Below are 23,214 nucleotides of genomic sequence, written 5' to 3'. Positions count from 1 at the left end.
CCCCGATGCGTCCTGGCGCCATACCCGTCCGCAGAGTGCCGCGGACGATCGCTGTCGCTGTCGCTGTCGAGAGGTACCCTCGACGCATGCCCGCCTTCGCAACGCTCGCGACCTCGGTCGGCGTCATCGGCGTCGTCAGCGACGGTGCGGCGATCACCCGCGTCGCGTGGCGATCGACTCCGCCCGAAGGGAGCCTGGCGCCGTCGGACCCCACCTCCGATCCGCTGCTCGCCGAGGCGCTCGCCCAGCTCGCCGCGTACTTCGCGGGCACCCTGCATCGCTTCGACGTCCCCGTCGATCTCGGGGATCAGACGGTCGCGACGCGGGCGGTCCTCACGGTGCTGCACGAGACGGTCGGCCACGGTGAGACGATCACCTACGGTGGACTCGCCGCGCGCAGCGGCACAGATGTGCCGGCCCGGGGGATCGGGTCGATCATGGGGGCGAACCCCGTCCCGCTGATCGTGCCCTGCCACCGGGTCGTTGCGGGCGATGGGCTCGGCGGGTACTCGGGCGGCGATGAGGGACACGGGCTCGAGACCAAGCGCTGGCTGCTGGAACACGAGGGTGCGTTGCCGACCTCTCTGTTCTGAGCGGCTCTGTTCTGAGCGGCTCTCTTCTGAGCGGAAGCCGCCTCTCGTGTCATCGCGTCATCGCGGACGGGAACACCCTGCGAGAATGGACGGGCCGAGTCCCGAGCCGAGGAGCCAACGTGCAGTTCATCTCCACCCGCGGCGGCATGCAGCCGCAGTCGTTCAGCGAGACGCTGTTGGAGGGCCTCGCGCCCGACGGCGGACTGGCGGTGCCCGAGGTCATGCCGACCGTCGACGGCGAGACGCTCGAGCGCTGGCGCGCGCTGACGTACCCGCAGCTGGCGACCGAGGTGCTCGGTCTGTTCGCGACCGACATCCCCCGCGCAGACCTGGCGCGCATGACGGATGCGGCCTACGCCGACTTCCCCGACGGCGTGGTGCCGCTGCGGGTGATCGATGACGAGCTCACCCTGGTCGGGCTCTCCGAGGGGCCGACCCTGGCGTTCAAGGACATGGCCATGCAGTTCCTCGGCCAGGTGCTCGAGTACACGCTCGAGCGCAACGACTCCGTGCTCAACATCCTCGGCGCCACTTCGGGAGACACCGGATCCGCGGCAGAGCACGCGCTGCGCGGCAAGGAGCGCGTCGCGGTGTTCATGCTGTCGCCGCAGGGACGCATGAGCGCGTTCCAGCGGGCGCAGATGTTCTCGCTCGACGATGCGAATGTGCACAACATCGCGGTCGATGGTGTCTTCGACGACTGCCAGAACCTCGTGAAGAAGCTCGCAGGAGACCTCGACTTCAAGCGCTCGCAGCACTTGGGGGCCGTGAACTCCATCAATCTGGCGCGCATCACGGCGCAGACCGTCTACTACTTCTGGGCGTGGCTGCGGGCGACGGACGCCGGTGGCTGGACCGAGCTGTCGTTCACGGTGCCCTCCGGGAACTTCGGCAACATCCTCTCTGGATTCTTCGCGAAGCAGATGGGACTGCCGATCCGGCGCCTCGTGCTGGCGGCGAACGAGAACAACGTGCTGGACGAGTTCTTCCGCACCGGCGTCTACCGGCCGCGCAGTGCGGCCCAGACCCTCGCGACCTCGAGCCCTTCGATGGACATCTCCAAGGCGTCGAACCTCGAGCGGTTCATCTTCGAGCTGGTCGGTCGCGACCCGGCCCGCGTCGTCGGCGCCTGGGACGACCTCGAGGCGCAGGGCCACTTCGACTTCTCCGCCGAGCAGGAGCGCTTCCTGGAGGAGTTCGGCATCGTCAGCGGCACCTCGACGCACGAGGATCGACTGGCGACCATCCGCGCGGTGTACGAGACGACCGGTGAGGTCATCGACCCGCACACGGCGGACGGCGTCAAGGTCGCACGCGAGTACATCGAGCCCGGTGTGCCGATGCTCGTGCTCGAGACGGCCAAGCCGGAGAAGTTCGCCGAGACGATCCACGAGGCCATCGGTGTGGAGCTCGGCTACGCGCCGGAGCTGCAGGAGATGCTCGACGCGCCTCAGCACGTGACCGAGATGGGTGACGACGAGCACGCGCTCCGCGCCTTCATCGAGACCAACGCGCTGCACTGACCTTCGACCTCGACCCGCGAGGTGGTCGAGACCACGCCTCGAGCCGAGACCCACCCCTGGCGATGTCCGCAGGGGTGGGTCTCGTCGTCGGTCGTGATGTACCGGCGGCCGTTGACGGAGCGAGTGGTGTGCGATCTGCACATCCATGGGTGATTCTCGTGCGATATGCACATGTCGGCCGTGTGGGAAGCGTCGCTACTGTGGCGCACAACCCGTTCCCTCCTCCCGAAGGATCCTCATGGCACGCACGGCGCACGCAGACGACTTCGCGCTCTCCCGAGTGACTCCCGAGGCCCGCAGACCCTGGTTCGGAATCGCCGTGCAGCGATTCGGGCAGGTCTCGGCCCTCTCGCAGTTCCTCCTCGGCGCGACCCTCGGTTACAGCATGACTTTCGGCGAGGCCGTCCTCGCCTTCCTCTTCGGCTCGCTCATCCTCGAGGTGATCATGTGCGTGGTCGGCTTCATCGGCCAGCGCGAGGGCCTCAACACCGCTCTGCTCGCACGCTGGACCGGCTTCGGCGAGATCGGCGCCTCGCTGGTCGGCCTCGCGATCGGTATCAGCCTCATCGGCTGGTTCGGCATCCAGTCGGCCATCTCCGCGCAGTCACTCGACGCTCTCATGCCCGGTGCCCTGCCGGTCTGGGCCTGGAGCCTCATCTTCGGCCTCGCCGTCACCGCGATCGTGGCCTTCGGCTTCGTCGGGATGCAGTGGCTCGCGAACATCACCGTTCCGCTGTTCCTCATCCTGGTCGGCTGGTCGGTCATCACCGAGCTGAGCCGTCACGACATCGGCGAGCTGCTCACGGGACCGGCGCCCGGACCCACGATGAGCGTCTGGGCCGGAACCGGCATCGTCGCCGGTGGTCTCATCGTCGGTGCGATCATCACGGGTGACATGACCCGCTTCAACCGCTCGCGCGCCGACGTGATCAAGCAGACCGTCCTCGGCGTCTCGCTCGGCGAGTTCGTGATCGGTCTCGCCGGCGTGCTGCTCGCCCACGCGGCCGCCACGGGCGACATCGTCGCGATCGTCACCTCGTCGGTCGGTTTCATCGGTCTGTTCATCGTGCTCACCGGCACCCTGAAGATCAACGACTGGAACCTGTACTCCTCCACGTTGGGCCTGGTGAACTTCATCTCCACCGCGTTCGGCAAGAACCTGCACCGTGTCACGACGACCATCGTGCTGGGTGTCGTGGGATCGATCCTCGCCGCGGTCGGCATCCTCGGACAGTTCACCGAATTCCTGATCGTGCTGAGCGTCGCGTTCCCGCCCATCGCCGGGATCATGGTGGCCGAGTACTACATCGTGCGCCGCTGGCGCCCCGACCTCGACGCCACCCGAGAAGCCGGCACCCTTCCGACGACCGCTCCGCGCATCGTTCCCGCGACGATCGTCGTGTGGTTGGTCTCCGCGCTGGTCGGCTACTTCGTGACCTGGGGCATCCCGTCGCTGCTGAGCCTCTTCCTCTCGATGGTGCTCTACATCGTGGCCGGCAAGCTCGGCTGGGTCCGTGGCGTCGGCGTGGCGACGACACGACAGGCCACCTCGGTCGAAGCAGCAGCAGCGGCCTGAGCCGCCTGAGACAGACACCCCTCACAGGAAAGCGAGAATCATGCATATCGGCATCGACGTCGGCGGTACCAACACCGACGCAGTCCTCATGGACGGCACCCGCACGCTCGCGGGCGTGAAGCACTCGACCACCCCCGATGTCACCGGTGGCATCATCCAGGCGATCGAGGACCTGCGGGCCGGGCACGCCTTCGAGGGCGCCGACGTCGATGCCGTCATGATCGGCACGACGCACTTCATCAACGCGCTCGTGCAGGCCAGCCGCCTGGCACCGGTCGCCGCCCTCCGGCTCGGATTGCCCGCCACGCGGGCGCTGCCGCCGCTGATCGACTGGCCCGAGGTTCTGGTCGAAGCCACTCAGGCCCGCAGCTATCTCGCCCACGGCGGCTACGAGTTCGACGGCCGGCCGATCTCGCCGCTCGACCCGGACGAGATCCGGGCGCACGCGGAGGACATGAAGGCGCACGGCATCCGCTCGGTCGCGATCTCGTCGGTGTTCAGTCCGGTCAACCACGACCTCGAGGTGCGGGCGGCCGAGATCGTCGCGGAGGTGCTGGGCACGGACGCCGCCATCTCGCTGTCCCACGAGATCGGTCGCATCGGGCTGCTGGAGCGCGAGAACGCGACCATCATCAATGCGGCGCTGCGCGAGCTCGCATCGGAGATCGTCGACGGGCTCACCTCCGCCGTGCGCGCCCAGGGCATCGAGGCGCCGATCTTCCTCAGCCAGAACGACGGCACGCTCATGGACGAGGAGTATGTGCGGCGCTACCCGGTCGCGACCTTCGCCTCCGGCCCGACCAACTCCATGCGCGGGGCTGCTGCCACGAGCGGACTCGACGACTGCGCCGTGATCGACGTGGGCGGCACCACGGCCGACATTGGTCTGCTGATCAACGGCTTCCCGCGTGAGACCGCGAACGAGGTGAAGGTCGCGGGCATCCGCACCAACTTCCGGATGCCCGACGTGCTCTCCCTCGGCATCGGGGGCGGGAGCATCGTCGACGAGGAGACCGCCGAGGTCGGTCCGGCTTCGGTCGGATACAAGCTGACCACCGAGGCTCTGGTCTTCGGCGGTTCCACCTTGACCGCCACCGACATCGCGGTCGCCGCGGGTCGCGCACAGGTGGGTGATGCGAGCAAGGTCGCTCACCTCGACCCGGCATTCGTCGAGCGGGTGCTCGCCCGCATCGCTGAGCGCGTGTCCGAAGCCGTCGACCGCATGCGCACCTCGCCCGAGCCCATCGCGGTGGTCGCTGTCGGCGGGGGATCCATCCTGCTTCCCGACGAGCTGCCACTGTTCGGCACCGTGCACCGCCCGGAGAACTATGCCGTCGCCAACGCCATCGGCGCGTCGATCGCGCAGGTCGGCGGCGAGATCGACAAGGTCTACGCGATCGAACCGGGGCGTCGCGACGAGACGATCGCCGAAGTCCGCGCGGAAGCTGTCGACAAGGCGATCGCGGCGGGCGCGAAGCCGTCGACCGTGTCGATCATCGACTTCGACGAGGTGCCGATCCCGTACCTCCCCGGCAACGCGACGCGCATCCGCGTGAAGGCCGTCGGCGACCTCGACATGGGAGCGTGACATGAGCTGGACGATCACTCCCGCGCACGTCGACGGTCTCGCCCGCGGTGCTGCCGTCCTCGGCACCGGCGGGGGAGGAGACCCCTACATCGGAGCGCTGCTCGCTCGTCAGGCGCTGACCTCCGGCGACGTCACGGTCGTCGGCCTCGACGAGGTCCCCGACGACGCTCTCGTGCTGTTCGTCGCGATGATGGGAGCACCGACCGTGATGGTCGAGAAGCTCCCGAGCCTCGCCGAGGTCATCGAACCGGTCAGGGCGCTCAGCGTGCACCTCGGCCGTCCGATCACCCATATCGCGTGCGCCGAGGTCGGAGGGGTCAACTCGACCATCCCGATCGCCGCCGCTGCCGCGCTCGGCCTTCCGCTGCTCGACGCCGACGGCATGGGGCGGGCATTTCCGGAACTGCAGATGGTGCTCCCGACGCTGTACGGCGTGACGGCATCGCCGCTCGCGTTCAGCGATGAGAAGGGCAACACCGGCGTGCTGCAGACGGTCGACAACTCGTGGACCGAGCGCATCGCCCGCGTGGCCTGTGTCGAGATGGGGTGCTCGGTCATGATCTCCGGGTTCTCGATGTCGGGATCTGCCGCGCGGGAGTCGCTCGTCTCGGGGTCGCTGTCCCGCTGCATCGAGATCGGGCGGCGTATCGCCGCCGCACGCGACGAGAAGACCGATCCGGTCGCGGCGGTCATCGAGCTTCTCGGCGGGCGCGAGCTGTTCGACGGCAAAGTCATCGATGTGCACCGCGCCACCACGACCGGCTTCGCGCGCGGACGTGCACGCATCGACGGCGACGGCGACGCGACGCTGACGCTGCAGTTCCAGAACGAGCATCTCGTGGCCGAGGCCGACGGGACCGTGCTCGCGACCACTCCCGATCTGATCATGGTGCTCGACGGGGAATCCGGCGAGCCGATCACGACCGAGGCCCTGCGGTACGGGCAGCGGGTGCGGGTGATCGCGGCACCCGCAGACGAGCGCTGGCACTCGGAGGCGGCGCTCGCGATGGTCGGCCCCGGCTACTTCGGGTACGACATGCCGTCGCACCGCTTCGACGGCAGCATCTCGGCAGGATTCGTCTCGACGGGAGCCGCGGCATGAGCTGGCAGCTCACCGCCGCAGACCTTCCCGATCTCGCCCGCGGTGCGACGCTGCTCGGCACCGGCGGCGGGGGCGACCCGTACATCGGCAAGATGCTGGTCGAGCGCGTGCTCGGGGAGGGGAGCATCACGATCCTCGACCCGGACGAGCTCGCCGACGACCTCTTCGTGATCCCGACGGCCCAGATGGGCGCGCCGACCGTGATGATCGAGAAGATCCCCGCCGGGACCGAGCCCACCCTCGCCCTGCGCACGCTCGAAGAGCACCTCGGGCGGAAGGCGGACGCGACGATGCCGATCGAGTGCGGCGGCATCAACTCGATGATCCCCCTCATCGTCGCGGCGGAGACCGGGCTGCCCGTGGTCGACGCCGACGGCATGGGCCGTGCCTTCCCTGAGCTGTCGATGGAGACCTTCGCCGTGTACGGCGTGCACGGGTCGCCCCTCGCGCTCGCGGGAGAGCGGGGTGAGAAGGTCGTGATCGACACGGGAGACGACGACCGCCAGATGGAGTGGCTCGCCCGCGGCATCACCATCCGACTCGGCGGTGTGGGACACATCGCCGAGTACGCGATGACCGGAGCCGACGTGCGCCGGACGGCCGTTCCCCGGACGATCTCGATGGCCCTCGCGCTGGGCCGCGCCATCCGGATCGCCCGTGAGGAGCATCGCTCGCCGTTCGACGCGATCGCCGAGACCCTGGCGAGCACGCTCTACCCGCACCTGCGCGAACTCTGCGTCGGCAAGGTCGTCGACGTCGAGCGGCGCACGACCGAGGGGTTCGCCAAGGGGAGAGCCGTCATCGCGCCCCTCGGTGCCGACGAAGGCGACACCTTCGAGATCTCCTTCCAGAACGAGAACCTCATCGCCCACCGGAGCGGGACGCTGGTGGCGATCGTGCCCGACCTCATCTGCGTGGTCGATCACGAGACGGCGGAGCCCATCACGACGGAGGGCCTCCGCTACGGGCAGCGCGTGCGGGTGCTCGGCATCTCCACACCGGAGATGATGCGCACACCCGACGCGCTCGCCGCCTTCGGCCCGTCCGCGTTCGGCCTCACGGCGGAGTTCGTTCCGCTCGAGACGCTGGCCGCGGGTGAGGACGTTTCTCCCTAGGCTGGAGCGCATGATGCTGCAGCGCGACGACCTCACGGCGCTCGCCCGCGGCTATGCGCTGCTCGGCTCCGGCGGCGGCGGCTCGACGACCATGCTCGAGCTGATGCTCGCCGGTGCCGAGGGCTGGCCGATCGAGGTCTCGCCGATCTCGGCGCTCGACCCCTCCACGCCCTGTCTCGGGGTTGCCTTCGTCGGCTCGACCATGCTGCTGGAGGAGCGTCTTCCGGGGGCGGCACCGTTCACCCGGCTGCTCGACGCCGTCGAGCGGTGGATCGGTCATCCGGTCCCGGCGGTCTGTTCCCTAGAAGGCGGAGGCATGAACGGGCTGGCGCCGTTGCTGCTGGCCGGGTCGCATGTCGTGGTCGATGCGGACTGCACCGGCCGGGCCGTTCCGGGACTCGACCAGATGTCGCTGTTCGTGGATCGCGTCCCCGGCCTCGTGTTCGCCTGCGATACGGGCTTCGATGGCGTCGCGCTCGTCGAGGCGCACCGGGCGATCGATGCCGAGCGTGTCGTCCGATCGGCGATCATCCAGGCCGGCGGGGTCGGCTGCGCCGTGCTGGGCGGGTTCACGGTCGGCGATCTGCGGGAGCACGCGATCGGCGGCCACCTCGCCCATGCGCTCGACCTCGGTCGGGCTTATCTCGGCGCCGCGACCGCTCCGCTCCCGATCCTCGCCGATGCGCTCGGGGCGGAGCTTCTCGCCGAGGGGCGCATCGTCTCGGTCTCCTCGTCTGCGCACGATCCCCACGTGAACGCGGTGGAGATCAGCGGGCTCGCCGGGGCCGTGCACCGGGTGGTCAGTCGCTCCGAGACCCTCGCCGTGCTGACCGACGGCCGTCTGGTCGCATCCGCGCCGACGATCATCGTGGTCATCGATGCGATCTCGCGGGAGATCCTGGAGGTCACCGAGCTCCGACTCGCGCGGAACGTCGCGGTGCTCGCCATCCCCGCGCCGGAATGGTGGAATGCCCGACCGGATCGGCGGGCGAAAGTGCTGCCCTCGGCATACGGACTCGACGATCTGGACGCGGCGTGAACGAGAGACTGCAGTTGAGCGCGCTGCTCGCCCACGGCGAGAACGGCGGGCTTCGGAGAGTCGCGGGCCCCGAGGACGCCGCGTGGGAAGCGGTGACGGTAGGGGCGGGGGAGTCCGAGCTGAGCGCGAGCGGGCCCGATCGGCTCGCAGTCCTGACGGCGACCGCCCCGACGTCGACCTGGCAGCAGGACGCGCTGCTGCGGCGGCTGCGTGATCGCGGATACACGGGACTGGCGCTCTCGGGAGCGGCCTCGTTCGATGCCGGTGCTTTCCGCCTCGCGGATCGGATCGGTCTGTGCCTGCTCGATGTCGAACGTCCCATCCAACTCGCGAAAGCGTGCTGGATGCTGATCGAGGCGCGGGATGCGCTGACGCTCAGCCAGGTGCGCAAGGTCGCGCAGTCGTTCGAGTATGCCGCCGATGACCTGGCCGATCTGCTGGGGCACATCGCCGCGAACCTCGGTGTCGGTGCCGCGCTGATCGACTCGTCGGGAGTGCTGCAGGAGGCAGGTGCGCATCTCGACGAGCGACTGCACGCCGCGATCGGTTTCGAATCCTGGCTCGATCGGGCCGGTGTCGGCGATGCGGCGGCCGCGTCGGTGCGTGTGGACAGCCCGGGGCGCAGCGGGTTGCGGCTCGTGCTCTTCGGTCGAGGACTCGGGGAGGCACAGGTGCAGTCGCTCTCCGTCGCCGCCGAGGTGGCGATGCCGGCGGTCGCCGCACGCATCTTGATCGACGAGGTGGCGGCGGTGAACGACGTCGCCGTGTCCTCCGGGCTGCTGCGCGACTTCGTCGATCTGCATGGGACGGCCGACGCCGATGTCGAGCGGCGCATGGCCGAGCGCGGCTGGCGCACCGGTGGACATCACCTCGGCTTCCGGATGGTGGCGAGGGGACGACTCGATTCCTTCTCGCTGCTGCGGACGGTCAGTGCCGGGCTCAGCGCCATCGACGGCGATGCGCACGCGACGACGGCCGGTCGAGGACTGAGCGGGTGGCTGACCTTCCCGGAGTCGCCGGATCCTGACCGGGTGGAGCGGGCGGTCGCGTCCCTGCGGGAGCTCCATCTGAGTGCCCTGCGCGATTTCGCCGTCGCCACCGGCATCGGCTCGCTCCAGGGAGGACCGGAAGGACTCGCCGCGACTCTCGACGAGGCGGGGGATGCGGCGCGCATCGCGGCGTCGCGATCGGCGACGGGGTGGTTCGTGCGCGTCGACAGCCTCGGACTCGAGCAGCTCCTGCTCGCCTGGACCGGGAACGACACGTTCGTCCCCGCTGCGGAATCCCTGCTCGCACCGTTGCGGGAGGGAGGGGGAGAGCTGCTCACCACCCTTTCGTCGTACCTCGACCACGAATCGGGCATCGCTGCGACCGCGACGGCGCTCGGTCTGCACCGTAACACCGTGACCGTGCGGATCCGGCGTGTGCAAGAACTCCTCGGCATCGACCTGACCGACCCGGAAGCGCGCTTGGCGCTGCATCTCGCCTGTCGGGCGGTGCAGCCGCGCTGACGCGGAGTGGTCTCACTCCTCCGGGTCGCCGTGCAGCATCCACGGGATGCCGAAGCGATCGACGAGCATGCCGAAGAGGCCGCCCCACGGGGGGACGTCCAGCGGCATCGTGATCGTCGCGCCGTCGGCGAGCTTCTCCCACACGGCGCGGGTGGTGTCCTGGGAGTTGCCGCTCAGTGACACCGAGAACCCCTGCGGCTTCTCGTAGGGAATGCCGTCGGGGGAGTCGGAGGCCATGAGCACCAGACCGCCCGGAGCATCGAGTTGGGCGTGCATGACGAGGTCCTTCTGGCTCGGATCCTGCACCATGTCGGGGAACTCTCCGAAGGTGTTGATCACCAGGTCACCGCCGAGGACGCTCTGATAGAACTCCATCGCCGTGCGGGCCTCGGTGCGGAACGAGAGATACGGGTTGAGAGCGGGCATGAAGACTCCAGGAGTGTGTGAACGGTGTCATGACCGGCACCGCTGGAACTCAGTCTGCGCTCGTATCGAGAGGGTCCGCAAGAGGGATCCGGAGCGACGGCGGCCCTAGGCCGGGAGCGCCTTGACCGCGGCGGTGAGCACCTGCGGGACCGTCGGCACACCGGTGGCCCGGAAGACTTCGGTGCCGGTGGAATCGTGGATGATCACGGTCGGTGTGAACCCGATATCCAGCTTCTCGGCAGCATCCGGATCCTGTGCGACGTCGATCTCGGTCACGGTCGCGTCGGGGAGGAATCGTGCGGCCTCGGCGAGAACGGCCCGGGTCCGGGCACAGGCGCCGCAGAACGACGATGACACCAGGGTCAGTTCCATGTGCACCTCCAGGGGGCGCCGCGCGCCACCATGGATGCAACCGTCACCTGTTCCGTGGTGTTCCCGAGAGGCGGCGGAGGTGCTCAGGCGACGGAACGCCGCACGCTCGGTCGGATCAGCCTCGAGAGGTCATCCGCGGTCGAGGCCGAAGGTGTGCTTCACGAGCGCGCGCACGTCACGGTCGAGGCCTTCGATACGGCTCCCCACGGCGTCGATGCGAGTGTTCACCGAGACGAATCGCGCATCGACGGCCTCGAACCGCGCATCGACGGCCCCGAACCGCGCGACCATCTCGGTGCGGAGCCCGCCGATCTCTGACCTCACGCCGCCGATCTCGGCTCGCAACACTCGGATGAACAGCGTCGAGACCACCGTGACCATTCCGAACATCAGCGCGATGACGGCACCGATCATGGTCCAGATCTGCGGCTCGGTCATCGTGATCACGCTCTCATTCTGGTCGGATGATCTCATCCTGCCAAGACCACGAACCTGGATGCGGCGAGTGGGGAGAAGCCTGTTCCGGAGCAATATGTGGAGAGGGACTGGATCAAGGGCACCGCTAGCGGGCGGCGAGCCATTCGGCGAAGCTCTGACGTCCGAGATCTGCGTCAGGACCGGGGAGAGCATGCCCCGCTCTCATGCCGGCCATCTGCGGCCCCGGCACGTTGAGTCTCGGTATCCATCCGCGGAATCCCCTCCGCCGCGCGAACGCACGCACCATGTCAGACAACTGCTCTTCCCGAGGGCCGGCGAGGTCACGCACGCGTCCCTGCGGATCGGCAGCGGCGAGTGCTGCGAGACGCGCGCCCACTTCGCTCGCAGCCACGGGCTGTGTGCGGGCGTTCGGGGCGATGTGCACGGGTCCCAACTTCGCCCGCGCGAACATCTGCTCCGCGAACTCATGGAACTGCGTGGCCCGCAGGATCGTCCACGGTACGCGCGACGCCTCGACGATCTTCTCCTGGGCGATCTTGCCGGCGTAATAGTCGTAGGGAATGCGGTCGATCCCGACGATCGACAGCAGCACGACCTGTCCGACTCCCGCATTCGACGCCGCTGAGACCAGGTTTCCGGTCGCGGCGGTGAAGAACTCGATGGCCGCGCTCGCCTTGAGCGTCTCGATGCTCGCGACGTCGACCACTGCGTCAGCGCCTGCCAGGGCGTCGTCCAGCCCCCGCCCGGTCACCAGGTCGACTCCCTGCGACCGGCTGAGGACGACCGCGTCGTGTCCCGCTGTGCGCACCGCCTCGACGGTGTGCCGTCCGACGGTCCCGGTTCCTCCTGCGACGGCGATCCTCATCCGTGTTCTCCTTCGTCTCGGTACATCTTCTCCGGAATCGACGATGCAGGCGACCGAAACGCGTGATGTCGGATCGCGCCGGAACGCGGCCCCGCTGCTGGGTACGATGGCGACTGTGACCACACCGACCGTGCGCCCGGGCATCGCCGAGCGACTTTCGCAGATGATCCGGATACCGACGGTCTCGGCCGAGCTCGAGGAACGCGGACCTGCGCCCTTCGAAGAGTTCGTCGCGCTGATCGCGGAGCTCTACCCGTTGACGCACGAGAAGCTGGGTCTGGAACGGCACACCGACTTCGGCCTCCTGTTCCACTGGGAGGGGAACGGTGCGACCTCCGACGAGCCCGTCGTGCTGATGGCCCACTACGACGTCGTCCCGGTCGACGAGAGCGACGACTGGACCCATCCGCCGTTCGCCGGCGTGATCGCCGACGGATCGGTGTACGGCCGCGGAGCGCTGGATGACAAGGGCCCGCTGATCGTGGTCCTCGAGGCGGTCGAGAATCTTCTCGCCGACGGGTTCGTGCCGCCCCGTGACGTGTACCTCTCCTTCGGGGGCAACGAGGAGACGTACGGGCGCGCCGCCGAGGAGATCGCGCGAGTGCTGCGCGAACGCGGGGTGGTCCCGTGGCTCGTGGTCGACGAGGGTGGTGCCGTGGTCGACGCGCCCCTGCCCTTCGTCCCCGGCCGTGCCGCGATGATCGGTGTCGGGGAGAAGGGCGTGATGACGCTCCGGCTGACGGCCCGCGGCGACGGCGGCCACGCCTCCGCTCCGCCGTCGTCGACCGCCGTCCGGCGCATCGCCACGGCCGTGGACCGACTCGGACCCACCACCTTCCGCCCGCGGGCGTCGAAGGCGATCCTGCGGATGCTGTCGCAGCTGGCCGGGCAGACTCCGGGCCCGGCTCGGCACCTGCTGCGGTTGCTGAGTTCTGCCCCGCTGCTCACCGCGCAGGTCTTCGCCGCCCTCGGCGGTGAACCCGCAGCTCTCGTGCGCACCACGGTCGCGCCGACGATGCAGTCGGGCGGTACTGCGGCGAACGTGCTGCCGTCTCAGGCATCCGCCACCGTCAACCTGCGCATCGCGCTCGGCGAGACGACGCAGCAGACGGTGTTCCGGGTACGACGGCGCATCCGTGACCCGCTCGTCACGGTCGAGGTCGTCGAAGCGAGCGAGCCGTCGCCGGAGTCACCGACGGACAACGCCCAGTTCGCGCTCCTCGCCGAAGCCCTCGACGTCGCTTTCCCCGGGGTGCCGGCGGTGCCGTATGTGATGATGGCCGCCACCGATTCGCGACACTTCCACCGGTTCTCGCCGGCTGTCTACCGCTTCGCACCGCTGGACATGTCGAACGCCCAGCGTGCCTCGATCCACGGCGTCGACGAGAGCGTCGAGATCGCCGCCCTGGAGCGGGGGGAGCGATTCCACCGGGCGCTGCTCGAACGGCTAGGGTGATCTCACCCTTCCCCCGGAGTGTGCCGGGGAACCCGAAGCAGAAGCAGGAGACGCGATGACGCGCACCCGCACCCTGGGCACCCTCGCCATCGTCGTGGGCTTCCTCGCCTTCGTGGAGTTCACGAGCGGTGTGCTGCAGGGGTACTACACCCCGATGCTCACCGACATCGCGCGCCATCTGGGGATCCACGACGCCGATGTGAACTGGCTCGAGGGGGCGCAGCTGATGCTGTCGGCGCTCGTGGTCCCGGCGTTCGCGAAGCTCGGTGACATGGTCGGCCACAAGCGGATGCTGCTGATCTCGACCGCTGTCACCGCCGCCGCCGCTCTGGTGCTGCCTTTCACCGACTCGTTCCCGGTGTTCCTCGCGGCGTGGGCGCTGATGGGGTTCTACGTGGTCTGGCTTCCGCTGGAGATCGCTCTGATCTGGTCGCGCTCGCGGCGCATGGAGGGGCGTTCCTCGATCACGGCGAAGGCAGCGGGCCTCCTCGTCGCGGCGCTCGAAGGAGGTGCGATCATCGGCGCGCTCGTGGGTGGCGCGCTCATCGATGTCCTGCCGCTCACCGTGGTGCTGCTGGTGCCTGCCGTGCTGATCGTGGTCTGCTTCTTCGTGATCCTGTTCGGGGTCAAGGAGTCGCCGGAGCCGACGGGCGGTCTCTTCGACACGGTCGGCCTCGTGCTCATCTCCCTCGCCCTCGTCTGCTTCACCGGGGGTCTCAGTCTGCTTCGGCTGGAGGGCGGCCTGACCAACCCCTGGTCCTGGGCGGTGGTGGTGCTCGGCGTCCTGCTGGTGATCCCGTTCGTCCTGTGGGAGCTCCGCGCCGACGATCCGCTGATCGATGTGCGCATGTTCCGTTCGCCGGCGCTCGGCCCCGTCTTCCTGACCGCCGGGCTCTTCGGCGTCAGCGTGCTCGGCGCGCAGGCCCCGCTGTCGACGTTCGCGCGTACCGATCCGACGGTCTACGGCTACGGTCTCGGCACGAGCGGCTTCGCGACCTCGCTGATCATCGGCGTGTATCTGATCGCCATGATCGCGGGGGCTCTCCTGTTCCCGACCGTCGCCCGGCGGGCCACGCCGCGCCTGACGCTGATGGGTGCGTCCGTGCTGGTCGGCATCGGGTTCCTCCTCTTCCTTCCGTTCCACGACACGTACGCGCAGGTCATCACGAACATGGTCGTTGTCGGACTCGGCTCGGGAGCGCTGGTCGCCGCGCTCCCCGCCGCTGCCGCATCGGCCGCTCCGGCCACGCAGACCGGTGTCGCGACGGGGCTCACCAACTCGGTGAAGACCGTCGGCGGCGCGATCGCCTCGTGCGTGTTCGGCATCGCGCTCCTGCATGGGGTCGCGAGCACGGCAGGCGCGAGTGAGGGAACGGCCGGCTCGCTCGCGGGCTACTTCACGGTGTGGATCGTCTGCGGGGTGACCGCCCTCGTGGCCGCGGTGATCCTCGTGTTCGTCCCGAAGACCGCGTTCACCGACCGATCTGTCGAGACCGAGGCGGCCTCGGCCCTCTGACGCTCAGGCGCGCAGCCCGAGTGCGTGCACGATCTGCGGCCACGCGAGGGCACCGAGTTCTGCGTCAGCCGATGGTGAGCCTCCTCGTGCCATCGTCACTCCACCGGTGGCGATCGACTCGCCGGGCAGGATCATCCGGTGCCCGGCGGGGGAGTGCGTGATCAGCGTCGTCTCCCGTCCGTTCGCTCTGCGGCGCTCGACGACCTCGGCGGCGAACCGGTCGCTCGGCCAGACACGGTCGTCGCCTCCCGCGATGAGCACGACGACGCCGCGGATGCTCTCTGAGCGGATCGTGGCGGCTGCAGTGGCGTCAGGAGCGCGATCGAGGCTCGACTGGTACAGGGACCGGTACTCGGGCGGTTCGGTCGACGGCGACCACGACGAGTCGAACGGGACAGCCGGGAGCGGAGCCCCCTGCCAGGTCCAGTGCGACGACCAGTCCCCGTCGGCGAACCCCGCCCAGACGACGGATGCCGGTGCGACCGCGACCGTCGCGTCGACCGGGTGAAGGGACGCGGTGACCAGGGCAGCCTCCGCACCGAACGACGTTCCGAAGATCGCGACGCGGTCGGCATCGTGCCGCAGGAGGTCCAGCTGATCCGTGAACAGCTCGATCGGCACTTCGTGGGGTGAGGGGCGCTGACCCGCACCCCCGAACCAGCGGATGGCGCGGACCCGGGCCCCGTGCCGTGCGAACAGGTCGGCCCGTTCTGCCTCCACGCGCCCACTCGACCCCGCGAGGAGCAGGATCGCGGTGCCGTTGGGCACTTCCGGATAGGCGTCATACCGGTCGGGTGGGGCGACGGAAGCGTGGTCTCGAAGCGTCGTCATCCGTCGCGGTCGAGACCGAACGTGCGCTTCACGATCGCCTGCACGTCGCGGTCGAGCCCGTCGATGCGGGTGTTCACGGCATCGAATCGTGCGTTCATCTCGGTGCGCAGACCGCCGATCTGCCCGTTCATCTCGGTGCGCAGACCGCCGATCTCACTGCGGATGATCCGGACGAACAGGGTCGAGACGACCGTGAGCGTGCTGAACATCAGCACGGTGAACGATCCGATCATCGTCCAGATCTGCGCGTCATTCATGAATCCCACTTCCTCATCGTCGCATCGATTCGGCAAGCCTGCCAGAGCACGGGAGCCGAAGATATCGGTCGCGCACGAGAGGGGGAGAACCCGGCCTCTGACGTGTCGGAGCAGGAGAAGACGATCCGCCCGCGGATCTCGCGGGGAACTCGCGGGGAAGAGGTGGAGAGGAGACCGGGCGGTGGGATCCCACCGCCCGGTCCTGCTCAGTCGCCCTTCACGTTGACGATCTGCCGCAGCGTGTGCCGGATCGATACGAGTCCGGCGGCATCCGCCATCACCTGGTCGATCGGCTTGTACGCCTGCGGGATCTCGTCGATGAAGGCATCGGTGTCACGGAACTCGATGCCCGTCATCGCCTCTCGCAGCTGGTCGTGCGTGAAGGTCCGCCGCGCCGCCGAGCGGGAGTACTCCCGTCCGGCACCGTGCGGGGAGGAGTTCAGCGACTGCGGGTCGCCGAGCCCTTCCACCACGTACGAGGCGGTCCCCATCGACCCGGGGATGAGGCCCGGTCGACCGGCGTCCGCCTGGATGGCGCCCTTCCGTGACACCCACACCTGCTTCCCGTAGTGCTTCTCCGACTCGGTGAAGTTGTGGTGGCAGTTGATGCGCTCCTGTTCGTCGACCGGGGTTCCGAGGAACTCCGACACCTGCCGGATGACGCGATCCATCATCTCCTCCCGGTTCAGCAGCGCGAAGTGCTGGGCCCACCGCAGCTCCCGGATGTAGCGGGTGAACTCCGGTGTGCCCTCGACCAGGTATGCCAGGTCGGGGTCGGGAAGGTCGATCCACCACTGCCTCGCCAGCCGCTGGGCGACGGCGATGTGGTGCCCGGCGATCTTGTTGCCGACGCCTCGCGAGCCCGAGTGCAGGAACAGCCAGACCCGATCGAGCTCATCGACCGACACCTCGATGAAGTGGTTGCCTGAACCGAGCGTGCCCAACTGCCGACGCCAGTTCCCGGCGTACTGCGCCGGGTCGAAGCCGTTCTTCTCGGCGAGCTGCTCCAGCTCGGTGATGCGCGGTTCCGCGGTGGCCACGACCTTGCGGTTGTACCGGCCGGCCGACAGGGGGATGGCGCGCTCGATCTGCTCCCGGAGGTCGGCGAGCCGACGACCGTCGACGTCGCTCCTCGTGAACGGCGTACGAACGGCGATCATCCCGCAGCCGATGTCGACGCCGACGGCGGCGGGGATGATCGCGCCGAGCGTCGGGATGACCGAGCCGACCGTCGCCCCCTTGCCGAGGTGCGCGTCCGGCATCAGTGCCAGGTGCGGGTGGATGAACGGCATGCGGGCCGTGGTGTGCGCCTGAGCGAGTGTCTTCTCGTCGATCAGGGACGCCCACGACAGCAGCCGTGCGGAGAGCCTCTCCATGATTCCTTTCCTTGTGGTGATGTTCAGCCACAGGTCAGAGGAGTCTCCAACGGAAAACGCCCCGGACCTGACGGTACGGGGCGTTGCGAGAGCGGATGCTGTCACACGGCGCGTGCCGGAGGGTACGACTCGTAGCGGTCATTGCGCTTCTGCTGAAGCGGCAACACCGCTGCCTGGGGAAGGTTCCGCTGCGCGGTCATCCGTCGTGCTCCTCGGCTGGTGTGCTGCGCCGATCGGCACAGCTTTGCCACACTAGGGCGCGACACGCCCGGGAGTCAAGTTGTCTCACGGGGCGGGTTGTGCATGAACTCGACCCGGATGCCGTCCGCGTCCTCGACGAACGCGGCGTAGTAGCTCTCCGAGTAGCGCGGATACTCCTTGGGCTCGCGGACGGCTGTCCAGCCGGCGTCGACCGCGACCGCGTGCAGGCGGTCGACCTGCTCGCGCGTCGGTACCGCGAAGGCGATGTGCTGCCAGCCGATGCGGCCATGCTGATGCGGAGCGGAGTCCTCATCCCAGGTGTAGAGGATGATCTCGGTCTCGTCGCCGTTGTTCCATGAGATCGAATGATCGTTCGCGCCCCCGCTCTGATATCCGAGAGCGGTGAGCACGGGGTGGAACTGCGCCCGTCCGCGCTCGAGGTCGGCGACGGTGATGCCCAGATGATCCAGAAGAGCCATGGGTCGAGTCTTCCAGTAACCGCCGACGTCGTACTAGTGCGGGGCGTGGTATTCGGCTTCGCCGCGCTTCCAGTAACCCTTCACGACGGCTTTCGCGGTGTCGACGCTCCAGCGCTCGAGCAGCGCTCGGCCAGGCTTCACGATCGACTGCTCGGCGGCGATGAAGACGAACGGGTCGGCACCGATCGCGTGCTCGGCGGTCAGCCCCTCGAGGAAGGCGATGAGGGCGGAACCGGAGGGCGCCTCGCCACGATGCAGCCACTCGATGTCGACGGGCGCGTCGATGTCGACCTCTCGGCCGGGGTTCACGGTCTCGATCACGATGCGTGCGGGCGTGCCGTCGGGGATCAGTGCGGCGAAGCGACGGATCGCCGGAATAGCGGTTTCGTCGCCCACGAGCAGCCACGAGCCGGGCTCACCCGACAGAACTGCCGCTCCGCGGGGACCGCCGACACCGATCGTCGATCCGAGCGGTGCCGTCGCCGCCCACGGCGCGGCGACGCCCTGGTCACCGTGCACGGCGAACTCGACGTCGAGCCAGTCCTCGCCCCAGGCGAGCGGTGTGTATTCGCGGCTGGGTGACGCTCGGAGCTCCTCGACGGATTCGGTGGGGCCCGCGGGGAAGAACAGGCGCATGTGGTCGTCGGAGCCGGGAGAGTCGAAGCCGGCGAGATCGGAGCCCGTCAGGCGCACACGCACGAAGTCGGGGGCCAGCCACTCGCGGGCGCTCAAGGTGACGTTGCGGAAGCGCAGCTCGAGGCCGCGACGCTCGATCGAGAAACCGGATTTCGTATCGCTCATAAAGTAAGGCTAACCTAAATGTGCCGAGGGGAGTCGCCCTCCACTCTCGGCTTCCGGCGCCGCAGCGTGCGCATCGATCCCGCAGAACAGGAGTCTCTCCATGTCCGTGCCCAGAACCCTCACCGCCACGAGCGCCGCTCTCGTCGGCCTCCTCGCCCTCGCCGGCTGCACCTCCGGCGGCTCGGCGGAACCGGAGAAGACCGAACCCGCAGCAGCGACCGTCACGATCGAGGACAACACCGGCACGCACGAGATCGCGACGCCTCCCACATCCGTCGTCGCGCTCGACAACCGCACCTTCCAGACGCTTTCCGACTGGGACGTCGAGCTCTCCGCCGGGGCCGTCGCGCTCATGCCGGAGACCGTGTCGTACGTGAAGGACGACGCGATCGTCGACATCGGACTGCACAGCGAGCCCGACCTCGAAGCGGTCGTCGCCGTCGAGCCTGACCTGATCATCAGCGGCCAGCGGTTCACTCAGCACAACGCCGCGATCGCCGATCTGGTCCCCGACGCCACGATCGTCGACCTCGAGCCGCGCGAAGGTGAGCCCTTCGGAGACGAGCTCAAGCGCCAGGTCACCGTCCTCGGCGAGATCTTCGGCAAGCAGGACGAAGCCAAGAAGCTCGTGGACGACTTCGACGCCGCTGTCGAGCGCGCCAAGGCGGCGTACGACGATGCCGACACCGTCATGGCCGTGAACACCTCCGGCGGACAGATCGGCTACCTCGCCCCGACCGTCGGACGCTCGCTCGGACCGATCTACGACATGCTCGGCTTGACCCCCGCGCTCGAGGTCGACGACGCGACCGACGACCACCAGGGCGATGACATCTCGGTCGAGGCGATCGCCGCCTCGAACCCCGACTGGATCCTCGTGCTCGACCGTGACGCCGTCTTCGCGGCCGACACCCCCGACTACGTGCAGGCCGCGGAGATCCTGGAGAGCTCCGAGGCGCTCGCCGGCGTCACCGCTGTGAAGCAGAAGCAGATCGTGTACATGCCCACCGACACGTACCTGAACGAGAGCATCCAGACGTACACGACGTTCCTCGACGACCTCGCCGACGCCCTCGAGAAGAGCGCGAAGAACTGAGGTACGGCGGCGGCATCCGGACGATCCGGGTGCCGCCGCCCCATCATCATGGTCTCCACCGACATCGCTCCGCCGCCCCGCTACGCCGGGCGGCTCTTCGACGTGAAACTGCTCATCGGCGTGCTGATCGTCGTCGTCCTGCTCGCGATCTCGCTCTTCACGGGTGTGTACGACGTCACCGGCGCGGACGACGGCGCGCAGATGTTCCAGATCACCCGAGTGCCCCGCACGATCGCCCTGGTCCTCGCCGGCGCCTCGATGGCCATGGCGGGCCTCGTCATGCAGCTGCTCACCCAGAACCGCTTCGTCGAACCGACGACCACCGGCACCACCGAATGGGCCGGCCTCGGGCTCCTGATGGTCATGATCCTCGTGCCGCAGCCGTCGCTTCCCCTCCGGATGGCCGGCGCGGTGCTCGCAGCGTTCATCGGCACGATGGTGTTCTTCGCGTTCCTGCGCCGGGTGGCACTCAAGTCGTCCCTGATCGTCCCGATCGTCGGCATCATGCTCGGGGCCGTGGTCGGCGCATTGTCGACGTACCTCGCGCTGGCCACCAACTCGCTGCAGATCATCGGCGTCTGGTTCGCGGGCAGCTTCACCTCGGTGATGCGAGGTCAGTACGAGATGCTCTGGATCGTGGCTGTCATCGGGGTGATCGTCTTCATCGTCGCCGATCGGCTGACCATCGCGGGGCTCGGCGAGGAAGTGGCCACCAACGTCGGCGTGAACTACAACAGGATCATCCTGCTCGGGACGGTGCTGATCGCGGTCACCACCGGCGTCGTCACCGTCGTCGTCGGCAATCTGCCCTTCCTGGGGCTGATCGTGCCGAACATCGTCTCGATGGTGCGCGGCGACGATCTGCGCAGCAATCTTCCGTGGGTGTGCCTGCTCGGCATAGCGATCGTCACCGTGTGCGACATCATCGGACGCACGATCATCATGCCGTTCGAAGTGCCGGTGTCGCTGATCCTCGGGGTGGTCGGCGCCGTGGTGTTCGTCCTTCTCCTGCTCAGGCAGCGTCGACGTGGCTAGCGGGGGGACGGGCGACGTGGCGACCGCCGGTGCGCTCCGGTCGGCGGGCTCGTTCACGACCCCAGGTGCGCGCCGGCGTTACGCCGTGGTGCTCGGGATCCTCCTGGTCCTCGCGGCAGGGTCGGGCTTCGGTCTGCTCGCCTGGGCGAATCCGATGCCGGTCGGCTCCACCGGGTTCTGGCGGATCGCGCAGCATCGCGCCACCGACGTCACGGTGATGGCCCTCGTCGCGGTCGCTCAGGCCGTCGCCACGGTGAGCTTCCAGACCGTCACCAACAACCGCATCATCACGCCGTCGATCATGGGGTTCGAATCGCTCTATCGAGTCGTGCAGACCTCGACCGTGTACCTGTTCGGAGTGGCAGGGATCGTGGCGATCCAGGGAATCGGGCAGTTCGCGATCCAGGTCGCGATCATGGTCGGTCTCGCCGTCGCCCTCTACGGTTGGCTGTTGTCCGGACGCTACGGCAATCTGCAGATCATGCTCCTGGTGGGCATCGTGATCGGAGGCGGCCTCGGGGCGATCGCGACGTTCATGCAGCGCCTGCTCACACCCAGTGAGTTCGACGTGCTCGCCGCGCGTCTGTTCGGCAACGTGTCCAATGCCGACCCCTCGTACCTCCCGCTGGCGATCCCGCTGGTCGTCGCGGCGTCTGCGTTGCTGTGGCTCCGTTCGCGCCGGCTCAACCTCATGGCACTCGGCCCGGACGCTGCGCGCTCCCTCGGCGTCGATCATCGCCGCGAACTGTTCATCGTGCTGTTCCTCGTCGCCGTGTTGATGGCCACCTCCACCGCGCTGGTGGGACCGATGACGTTCCTCGGCTTCCTGGTGGCGACGCTCGCCTACCAGTTCGCCGACACGCACGACCATCGGCTGATCTTCCCCGTCGCGGTGCTCACGGCCTTCACGATCCTGGCCGGGGCCTACTTCGTGATGAAGAACATCTTCTACGCGCAGGGGATGGTGTCGATCCTGATCGAGCTCGTCGGCGGCACCGTGTTCCTCATCGTCATCCTCAGAAAGGGCAGACTGTGATCGCTCTCGACGGCGTCCGCCGCGAATACAGCAGCGAGGTCGCGATCGGCCCCGTCGACCTCGAGATCCCCGCCGGCGGAATCACCGCCCTGATCGGTCCGAACGGCGCGGGCAAGTCGACGCTGCTCACGATGATCGGGCGTCTGACCGGGATGGATGCCGGTGCCATCGAGATCGCGGGGCTCGACGTGGCCTCGACGAGATCGAAGGATCTGGCGAGGGTGGTGTCGATCCTCCGTCAGGAGAATCACTTCGTCACCCGCCTCACCGTTCGCCAGCTGGTCGGTTTCGGGCGCTTCCCGCACTCGAAGGGCAGGCTGAACCGGGCCGACGAGGAGATCATCAGTCAGGCGATCGACTTCCTCGACCTCGGCGCTCTGGAGGGGCGCTACCTGGACGAGCTCTCCGGCGGGCAGCGTCAGCGCGCCTATGTCGCCATGGTCCTCGCCCAGGACACCGAGTTCGTGCTGCTGGACGAGCCACTGAACAACCTCGACATGCGGCACGCCGTGCAGATGATGAAGCATCTGCGCCGGGCCGCGGAGGAACTCGGGCGCACCATCGTGATCGTGCTGCACGACATCAACTTCGCCGGGCACTACGCCGACCACATCTGCGCGATGAAAGACGGTGCGGTCGTGGAGTTCGGCTCGCCGGCGGCGATCATGACGGACGACGTGCTCACGCGGGTGTTCGACACCCCGGTGCGGGTGGTCGACGGACCGTCGGGCCCGCTCGCCGTCTACTACTGAGTCGGGGCGACCACTCAGAGCTCGATGCCGTGGTCCTCGTCGTTGACCCCGGCGTTGTTGCCGCGGCGCGACTCGTATCCGAGGAACCAGCCGAGCCACACGATGGCCGCGAGCAGGACGCCGAGCCAGACGTTCTGGAAGATCAGCCCGATCACGACGCCGACGATCAGCAGGCCGACGGTGACGAGGATGCGCAGCATGGAACGGGACATGGCACCAGCTTAGGTGCC

At 68.3% G+C, this 23,214-nt stretch carries 24 protein-coding genes; 14 read left to right on the top strand and 10 right to left on the bottom strand.

All coding sequences use genetic code 11. From position 1 onward, the window contains the following. Positions 1 to 86: 86 nt before the first annotated feature. The 8 genes from MicroSTF_RS16755 to MicroSTF_RS16720 all read left to right on the top strand — a co-directional run bounded on the left by MicroSTF_RS16755 (position 87) and on the right by MicroSTF_RS16720 (position 10,047). The gene (locus MicroSTF_RS16755) at positions 87 to 593 is read left to right on the top strand and encodes a methylated-DNA--[protein]-cysteine S-methyltransferase (RefSeq protein WP_021198106.1); all 507 of its coding nucleotides are present in this window, start codon (positions 87 to 89) and stop codon (positions 591 to 593) included. 119 nt (positions 594 to 712) lie between these two features. Then, on the top strand, positions 713 to 2,116 hold the full coding sequence (gene thrC / locus MicroSTF_RS16750; RefSeq protein WP_322957235.1) for a threonine synthase: 1,404 nt from the start codon (positions 713 to 715) through the stop codon (positions 2,114 to 2,116). A 238-nt stretch (positions 2,117 to 2,354) separates the two neighbouring features. Then, positions 2,355 to 3,692, top strand: coding sequence for a purine-cytosine permease family protein (locus tag MicroSTF_RS16745; RefSeq protein WP_029266008.1), 1,338 nt, complete (start codon positions 2,355 to 2,357; stop codon positions 3,690 to 3,692). A gap of 40 nt (positions 3,693 to 3,732) precedes the next feature. Continuing rightward, positions 3,733 to 5,280 carry a hydantoinase/oxoprolinase N-terminal domain-containing protein gene (locus tag MicroSTF_RS16740; protein ID WP_021198103.1) on the top strand — a complete coding sequence of 516 codons (1,548 nt, stop codon included), beginning with the start codon at positions 3,733 to 3,735 and terminating at the stop codon, positions 5,278 to 5,280. A gap of 1 nt (position 5,281) precedes the next feature. Further along, on the top strand, positions 5,282 to 6,382 hold the full coding sequence (locus MicroSTF_RS16735; protein WP_322957231.1) for a DUF917 domain-containing protein: 1,101 nt from the start codon (positions 5,282 to 5,284) through the stop codon (positions 6,380 to 6,382). Then, positions 6,379 to 7,497, top strand: a complete 1,119-nt coding sequence (locus tag MicroSTF_RS16730; RefSeq protein WP_029259728.1) for a DUF917 domain-containing protein — start codon at positions 6,379 to 6,381, stop codon at positions 7,495 to 7,497. Before MicroSTF_RS16735 ends, MicroSTF_RS16730 begins: the two co-directional genes overlap by 4 nt. Before the next feature lie 10 nt (positions 7,498 to 7,507). Beyond that, entirely contained in the window at positions 7,508 to 8,536 is a 1,029-nt protein-coding gene (locus MicroSTF_RS16725; protein WP_029259729.1) for a DUF917 family protein, read from the top strand. After that, the gene (locus MicroSTF_RS16720; protein WP_029259730.1) at positions 8,533 to 10,047 is read left to right on the top strand and encodes a PucR family transcriptional regulator; all 1,515 of its coding nucleotides are present in this window, start codon (positions 8,533 to 8,535) and stop codon (positions 10,045 to 10,047) included. The genes MicroSTF_RS16725 and MicroSTF_RS16720 overlap by 4 nt, the downstream gene beginning before the upstream one ends. Positions 10,048 to 10,059: 12 nt before the next feature. On the opposite strand, the gene MicroSTF_RS16715 is transcribed toward MicroSTF_RS16720, so the two are convergent. The 4 genes from MicroSTF_RS16715 to MicroSTF_RS16700 form a co-directional block, all read right to left on the bottom strand. Beyond that, positions 10,060 to 10,473: a VOC family protein gene (locus MicroSTF_RS16715; protein ID WP_322957228.1), complete on the bottom strand. Its 414-nt coding sequence runs from the start codon at positions 10,471 to 10,473 to the stop codon at positions 10,060 to 10,062. 105 nt (positions 10,474 to 10,578) lie between these two features. Then, entirely contained in the window at positions 10,579 to 10,845 is a 267-nt protein-coding gene (locus MicroSTF_RS16710; RefSeq protein WP_029259731.1) for a glutaredoxin family protein, read from the bottom strand. Between the two features lie 129 nt (positions 10,846 to 10,974). Then, positions 10,975 to 11,283 carry a hypothetical protein gene (locus tag MicroSTF_RS16705; RefSeq protein ID WP_322957813.1) on the bottom strand — a complete coding sequence of 103 codons (309 nt, stop codon included), beginning with the start codon at positions 11,281 to 11,283 and terminating at the stop codon, positions 10,975 to 10,977. Positions 11,284 to 11,407: 124 nt separating this feature from the next. Then, entirely contained in the window at positions 11,408 to 12,148 is a 741-nt protein-coding gene (locus MicroSTF_RS16700; protein ID WP_322957226.1) for an SDR family oxidoreductase, read from the bottom strand. 106 nt (positions 12,149 to 12,254) lie between these two features. Between MicroSTF_RS16700 and MicroSTF_RS16695 the strand changes: the two genes are divergently transcribed. Together MicroSTF_RS16695 and MicroSTF_RS16690 are read left to right on the top strand one after the other, a co-directional pair. Further along, entirely contained in the window at positions 12,255 to 13,604 is a 1,350-nt protein-coding gene (locus MicroSTF_RS16695; protein WP_167253123.1) for a M20/M25/M40 family metallo-hydrolase, read from the top strand. A 55-nt stretch (positions 13,605 to 13,659) separates the two neighbouring features. Next, positions 13,660 to 15,120: an MFS transporter gene (locus MicroSTF_RS16690; RefSeq protein ID WP_029265996.1), complete on the top strand. Its 1,461-nt coding sequence runs from the start codon at positions 13,660 to 13,662 to the stop codon at positions 15,118 to 15,120. Between the two features lie 3 nt (positions 15,121 to 15,123). On the opposite strand, the gene MicroSTF_RS16685 is transcribed toward MicroSTF_RS16690, so the two are convergent. The 5 genes from MicroSTF_RS16685 to MicroSTF_RS16665 all read right to left on the bottom strand — a co-directional run bounded on the left by MicroSTF_RS16685 (position 15,124) and on the right by MicroSTF_RS16665 (position 19,065). Beyond that, positions 15,124 to 15,951, bottom strand: a complete 828-nt coding sequence (locus MicroSTF_RS16685) for an acyl-CoA thioester hydrolase/BAAT C-terminal domain-containing protein (protein ID WP_322957222.1) — start codon at positions 15,949 to 15,951, stop codon at positions 15,124 to 15,126. Next, positions 15,948 to 16,208 carry a hypothetical protein gene (locus MicroSTF_RS16680; RefSeq protein WP_322957221.1) on the bottom strand — a complete coding sequence of 87 codons (261 nt, stop codon included), beginning with the start codon at positions 16,206 to 16,208 and terminating at the stop codon, positions 15,948 to 15,950. The genes MicroSTF_RS16685 and MicroSTF_RS16680 overlap by 4 nt, the downstream gene beginning before the upstream one ends. Positions 16,209 to 16,414: 206 nt before the next feature. Then, positions 16,415 to 17,584: an RtcB family protein gene (locus tag MicroSTF_RS16675; protein ID WP_322957219.1), complete on the bottom strand. Its 1,170-nt coding sequence runs from the start codon at positions 17,582 to 17,584 to the stop codon at positions 16,415 to 16,417. 275 nt (positions 17,585 to 17,859) lie between these two features. Further along, positions 17,860 to 18,264, bottom strand: coding sequence for a VOC family protein (locus tag MicroSTF_RS16670; protein WP_021198088.1), 405 nt, complete (start codon positions 18,262 to 18,264; stop codon positions 17,860 to 17,862). A 33-nt stretch (positions 18,265 to 18,297) separates the two neighbouring features. Next, a complete protein-coding gene (locus MicroSTF_RS16665) occupies positions 18,298 to 19,065 on the bottom strand; it encodes a siderophore-interacting protein (protein WP_021198087.1) in 768 nt (255 codons plus the stop codon). Between the two features lie 100 nt (positions 19,066 to 19,165). Between MicroSTF_RS16665 and MicroSTF_RS16660 the strand changes: the two genes are divergently transcribed. Genes MicroSTF_RS16660 through MicroSTF_RS16645 form a run of 4 tightly spaced genes read left to right on the top strand, consistent with a single transcriptional unit; the run spans position 19,166 to position 22,984 of the window. Continuing rightward, complete coding sequence (locus tag MicroSTF_RS16660; RefSeq protein WP_029259750.1) at positions 19,166 to 20,161, top strand: siderophore ABC transporter substrate-binding protein; 996 nt, start codon at positions 19,166 to 19,168, stop codon at positions 20,159 to 20,161. A 48-nt stretch (positions 20,162 to 20,209) separates the two neighbouring features. Then, positions 20,210 to 21,196, top strand: a complete 987-nt coding sequence (locus MicroSTF_RS16655) for an ABC transporter permease (protein ID WP_029265990.1) — start codon at positions 20,210 to 20,212, stop codon at positions 21,194 to 21,196. Then, a complete protein-coding gene (locus MicroSTF_RS16650) occupies positions 21,189 to 22,232 on the top strand; it encodes an iron chelate uptake ABC transporter family permease subunit (protein ID WP_197024852.1) in 1,044 nt (347 codons plus the stop codon). Before MicroSTF_RS16655 ends, MicroSTF_RS16650 begins: the two co-directional genes overlap by 8 nt. Continuing rightward, a complete protein-coding gene (locus tag MicroSTF_RS16645; RefSeq protein ID WP_322957213.1) occupies positions 22,229 to 22,984 on the top strand; it encodes an ABC transporter ATP-binding protein in 756 nt (251 codons plus the stop codon). The genes MicroSTF_RS16650 and MicroSTF_RS16645 overlap by 4 nt, the downstream gene beginning before the upstream one ends. A 14-nt stretch (positions 22,985 to 22,998) precedes the next feature. Here the strand turns inward: MicroSTF_RS16645 and MicroSTF_RS16640 are convergent, their stop codons facing one another. After that, the gene (locus MicroSTF_RS16640) at positions 22,999 to 23,196 is read right to left on the bottom strand and encodes a hypothetical protein (RefSeq protein WP_021198082.1); all 198 of its coding nucleotides are present in this window, start codon (positions 23,194 to 23,196) and stop codon (positions 22,999 to 23,001) included. Positions 23,197 to 23,214 lie beyond the last annotated feature (18 nt).

Origin of the sequence: Microbacterium sp. STF-2, assembly GCF_034650155.1 — a bacterium.
Lineage (GTDB): Bacteria > Actinomycetota > Actinomycetes > Actinomycetales > Microbacteriaceae > Microbacterium > Microbacterium maritypicum_A.
The sequence above is the reverse complement of the archived record's forward strand: the minus strand, read 5'-3'. Positions and strand labels throughout refer to the sequence as shown.

What these genes read in the sequence shown, in the direction of transcription:
- MicroSTF_RS16675 (WP_322957219.1), bottom strand. Translation starts at nt 17,584, where the DNA reads ATGGAGAGGCTCTCCGCACGGCTGCTGTCGTGGGCGTCCCTGATCGAC.
- MicroSTF_RS16710 (WP_029259731.1), bottom strand. Translation starts at nt 10,845, where the DNA reads ATGGAACTGACCCTGGTGTCATCGTCGTTCTGCGGCGCCTGTGCCCGG.
- MicroSTF_RS16670 (WP_021198088.1), bottom strand. Translation starts at nt 18,264, where the DNA reads ATGGCTCTTCTGGATCATCTGGGCATCACCGTCGCCGACCTCGAGCGC.
- MicroSTF_RS16685 (WP_322957222.1), bottom strand. Translation starts at nt 15,951, where the DNA reads ATGACGACGCTTCGAGACCACGCTTCCGTCGCCCCACCCGACCGGTAT.
- MicroSTF_RS16730 (WP_029259728.1), top strand. Translation starts at nt 6,379, where the DNA reads ATGAGCTGGCAGCTCACCGCCGCAGACCTTCCCGATCTCGCCCGCGGT.
- MicroSTF_RS16725 (WP_029259729.1), top strand. Translation starts at nt 7,508, where the DNA reads ATGATGCTGCAGCGCGACGACCTCACGGCGCTCGCCCGCGGCTATGCG.
- MicroSTF_RS16665 (WP_021198087.1), bottom strand. Translation starts at nt 19,065, where the DNA reads ATGAGCGATACGAAATCCGGTTTCTCGATCGAGCGTCGCGGCCTCGAG.
- MicroSTF_RS16745 (WP_029266008.1), top strand. Translation starts at nt 2,355, where the DNA reads ATGGCACGCACGGCGCACGCAGACGACTTCGCGCTCTCCCGAGTGACT.
- MicroSTF_RS16680 (WP_322957221.1), bottom strand. Translation starts at nt 16,208, where the DNA reads ATGAATGACGCGCAGATCTGGACGATGATCGGATCGTTCACCGTGCTG.
- MicroSTF_RS16690 (WP_029265996.1), top strand. Translation starts at nt 13,660, where the DNA reads ATGACGCGCACCCGCACCCTGGGCACCCTCGCCATCGTCGTGGGCTTC.
- MicroSTF_RS16705 (WP_322957813.1), bottom strand. Translation starts at nt 11,283, where the DNA reads ATGACCGAGCCGCAGATCTGGACCATGATCGGTGCCGTCATCGCGCTG.
- MicroSTF_RS16640 (WP_021198082.1), bottom strand. Translation starts at nt 23,196, where the DNA reads ATGTCCCGTTCCATGCTGCGCATCCTCGTCACCGTCGGCCTGCTGATC.
- MicroSTF_RS16740 (WP_021198103.1), top strand. Translation starts at nt 3,733, where the DNA reads ATGCATATCGGCATCGACGTCGGCGGTACCAACACCGACGCAGTCCTC.
- MicroSTF_RS16695 (WP_167253123.1), top strand. Translation starts at nt 12,255, where the DNA reads ATGGCGACTGTGACCACACCGACCGTGCGCCCGGGCATCGCCGAGCGA.
- MicroSTF_RS16660 (WP_029259750.1), top strand. Translation starts at nt 19,166, where the DNA reads ATGTCCGTGCCCAGAACCCTCACCGCCACGAGCGCCGCTCTCGTCGGC.
- MicroSTF_RS16755 (WP_021198106.1), top strand. Translation starts at nt 87, where the DNA reads ATGCCCGCCTTCGCAACGCTCGCGACCTCGGTCGGCGTCATCGGCGTC.
- MicroSTF_RS16655 (WP_029265990.1), top strand. Translation starts at nt 20,210, where the DNA reads ATGGTCTCCACCGACATCGCTCCGCCGCCCCGCTACGCCGGGCGGCTC.
- MicroSTF_RS16700 (WP_322957226.1), bottom strand. Translation starts at nt 12,148, where the DNA reads ATGAGGATCGCCGTCGCAGGAGGAACCGGGACCGTCGGACGGCACACC.
- MicroSTF_RS16715 (WP_322957228.1), bottom strand. Translation starts at nt 10,473, where the DNA reads ATGCCCGCTCTCAACCCGTATCTCTCGTTCCGCACCGAGGCCCGCACG.
- MicroSTF_RS16735 (WP_322957231.1), top strand. Translation starts at nt 5,282, where the DNA reads ATGAGCTGGACGATCACTCCCGCGCACGTCGACGGTCTCGCCCGCGGT.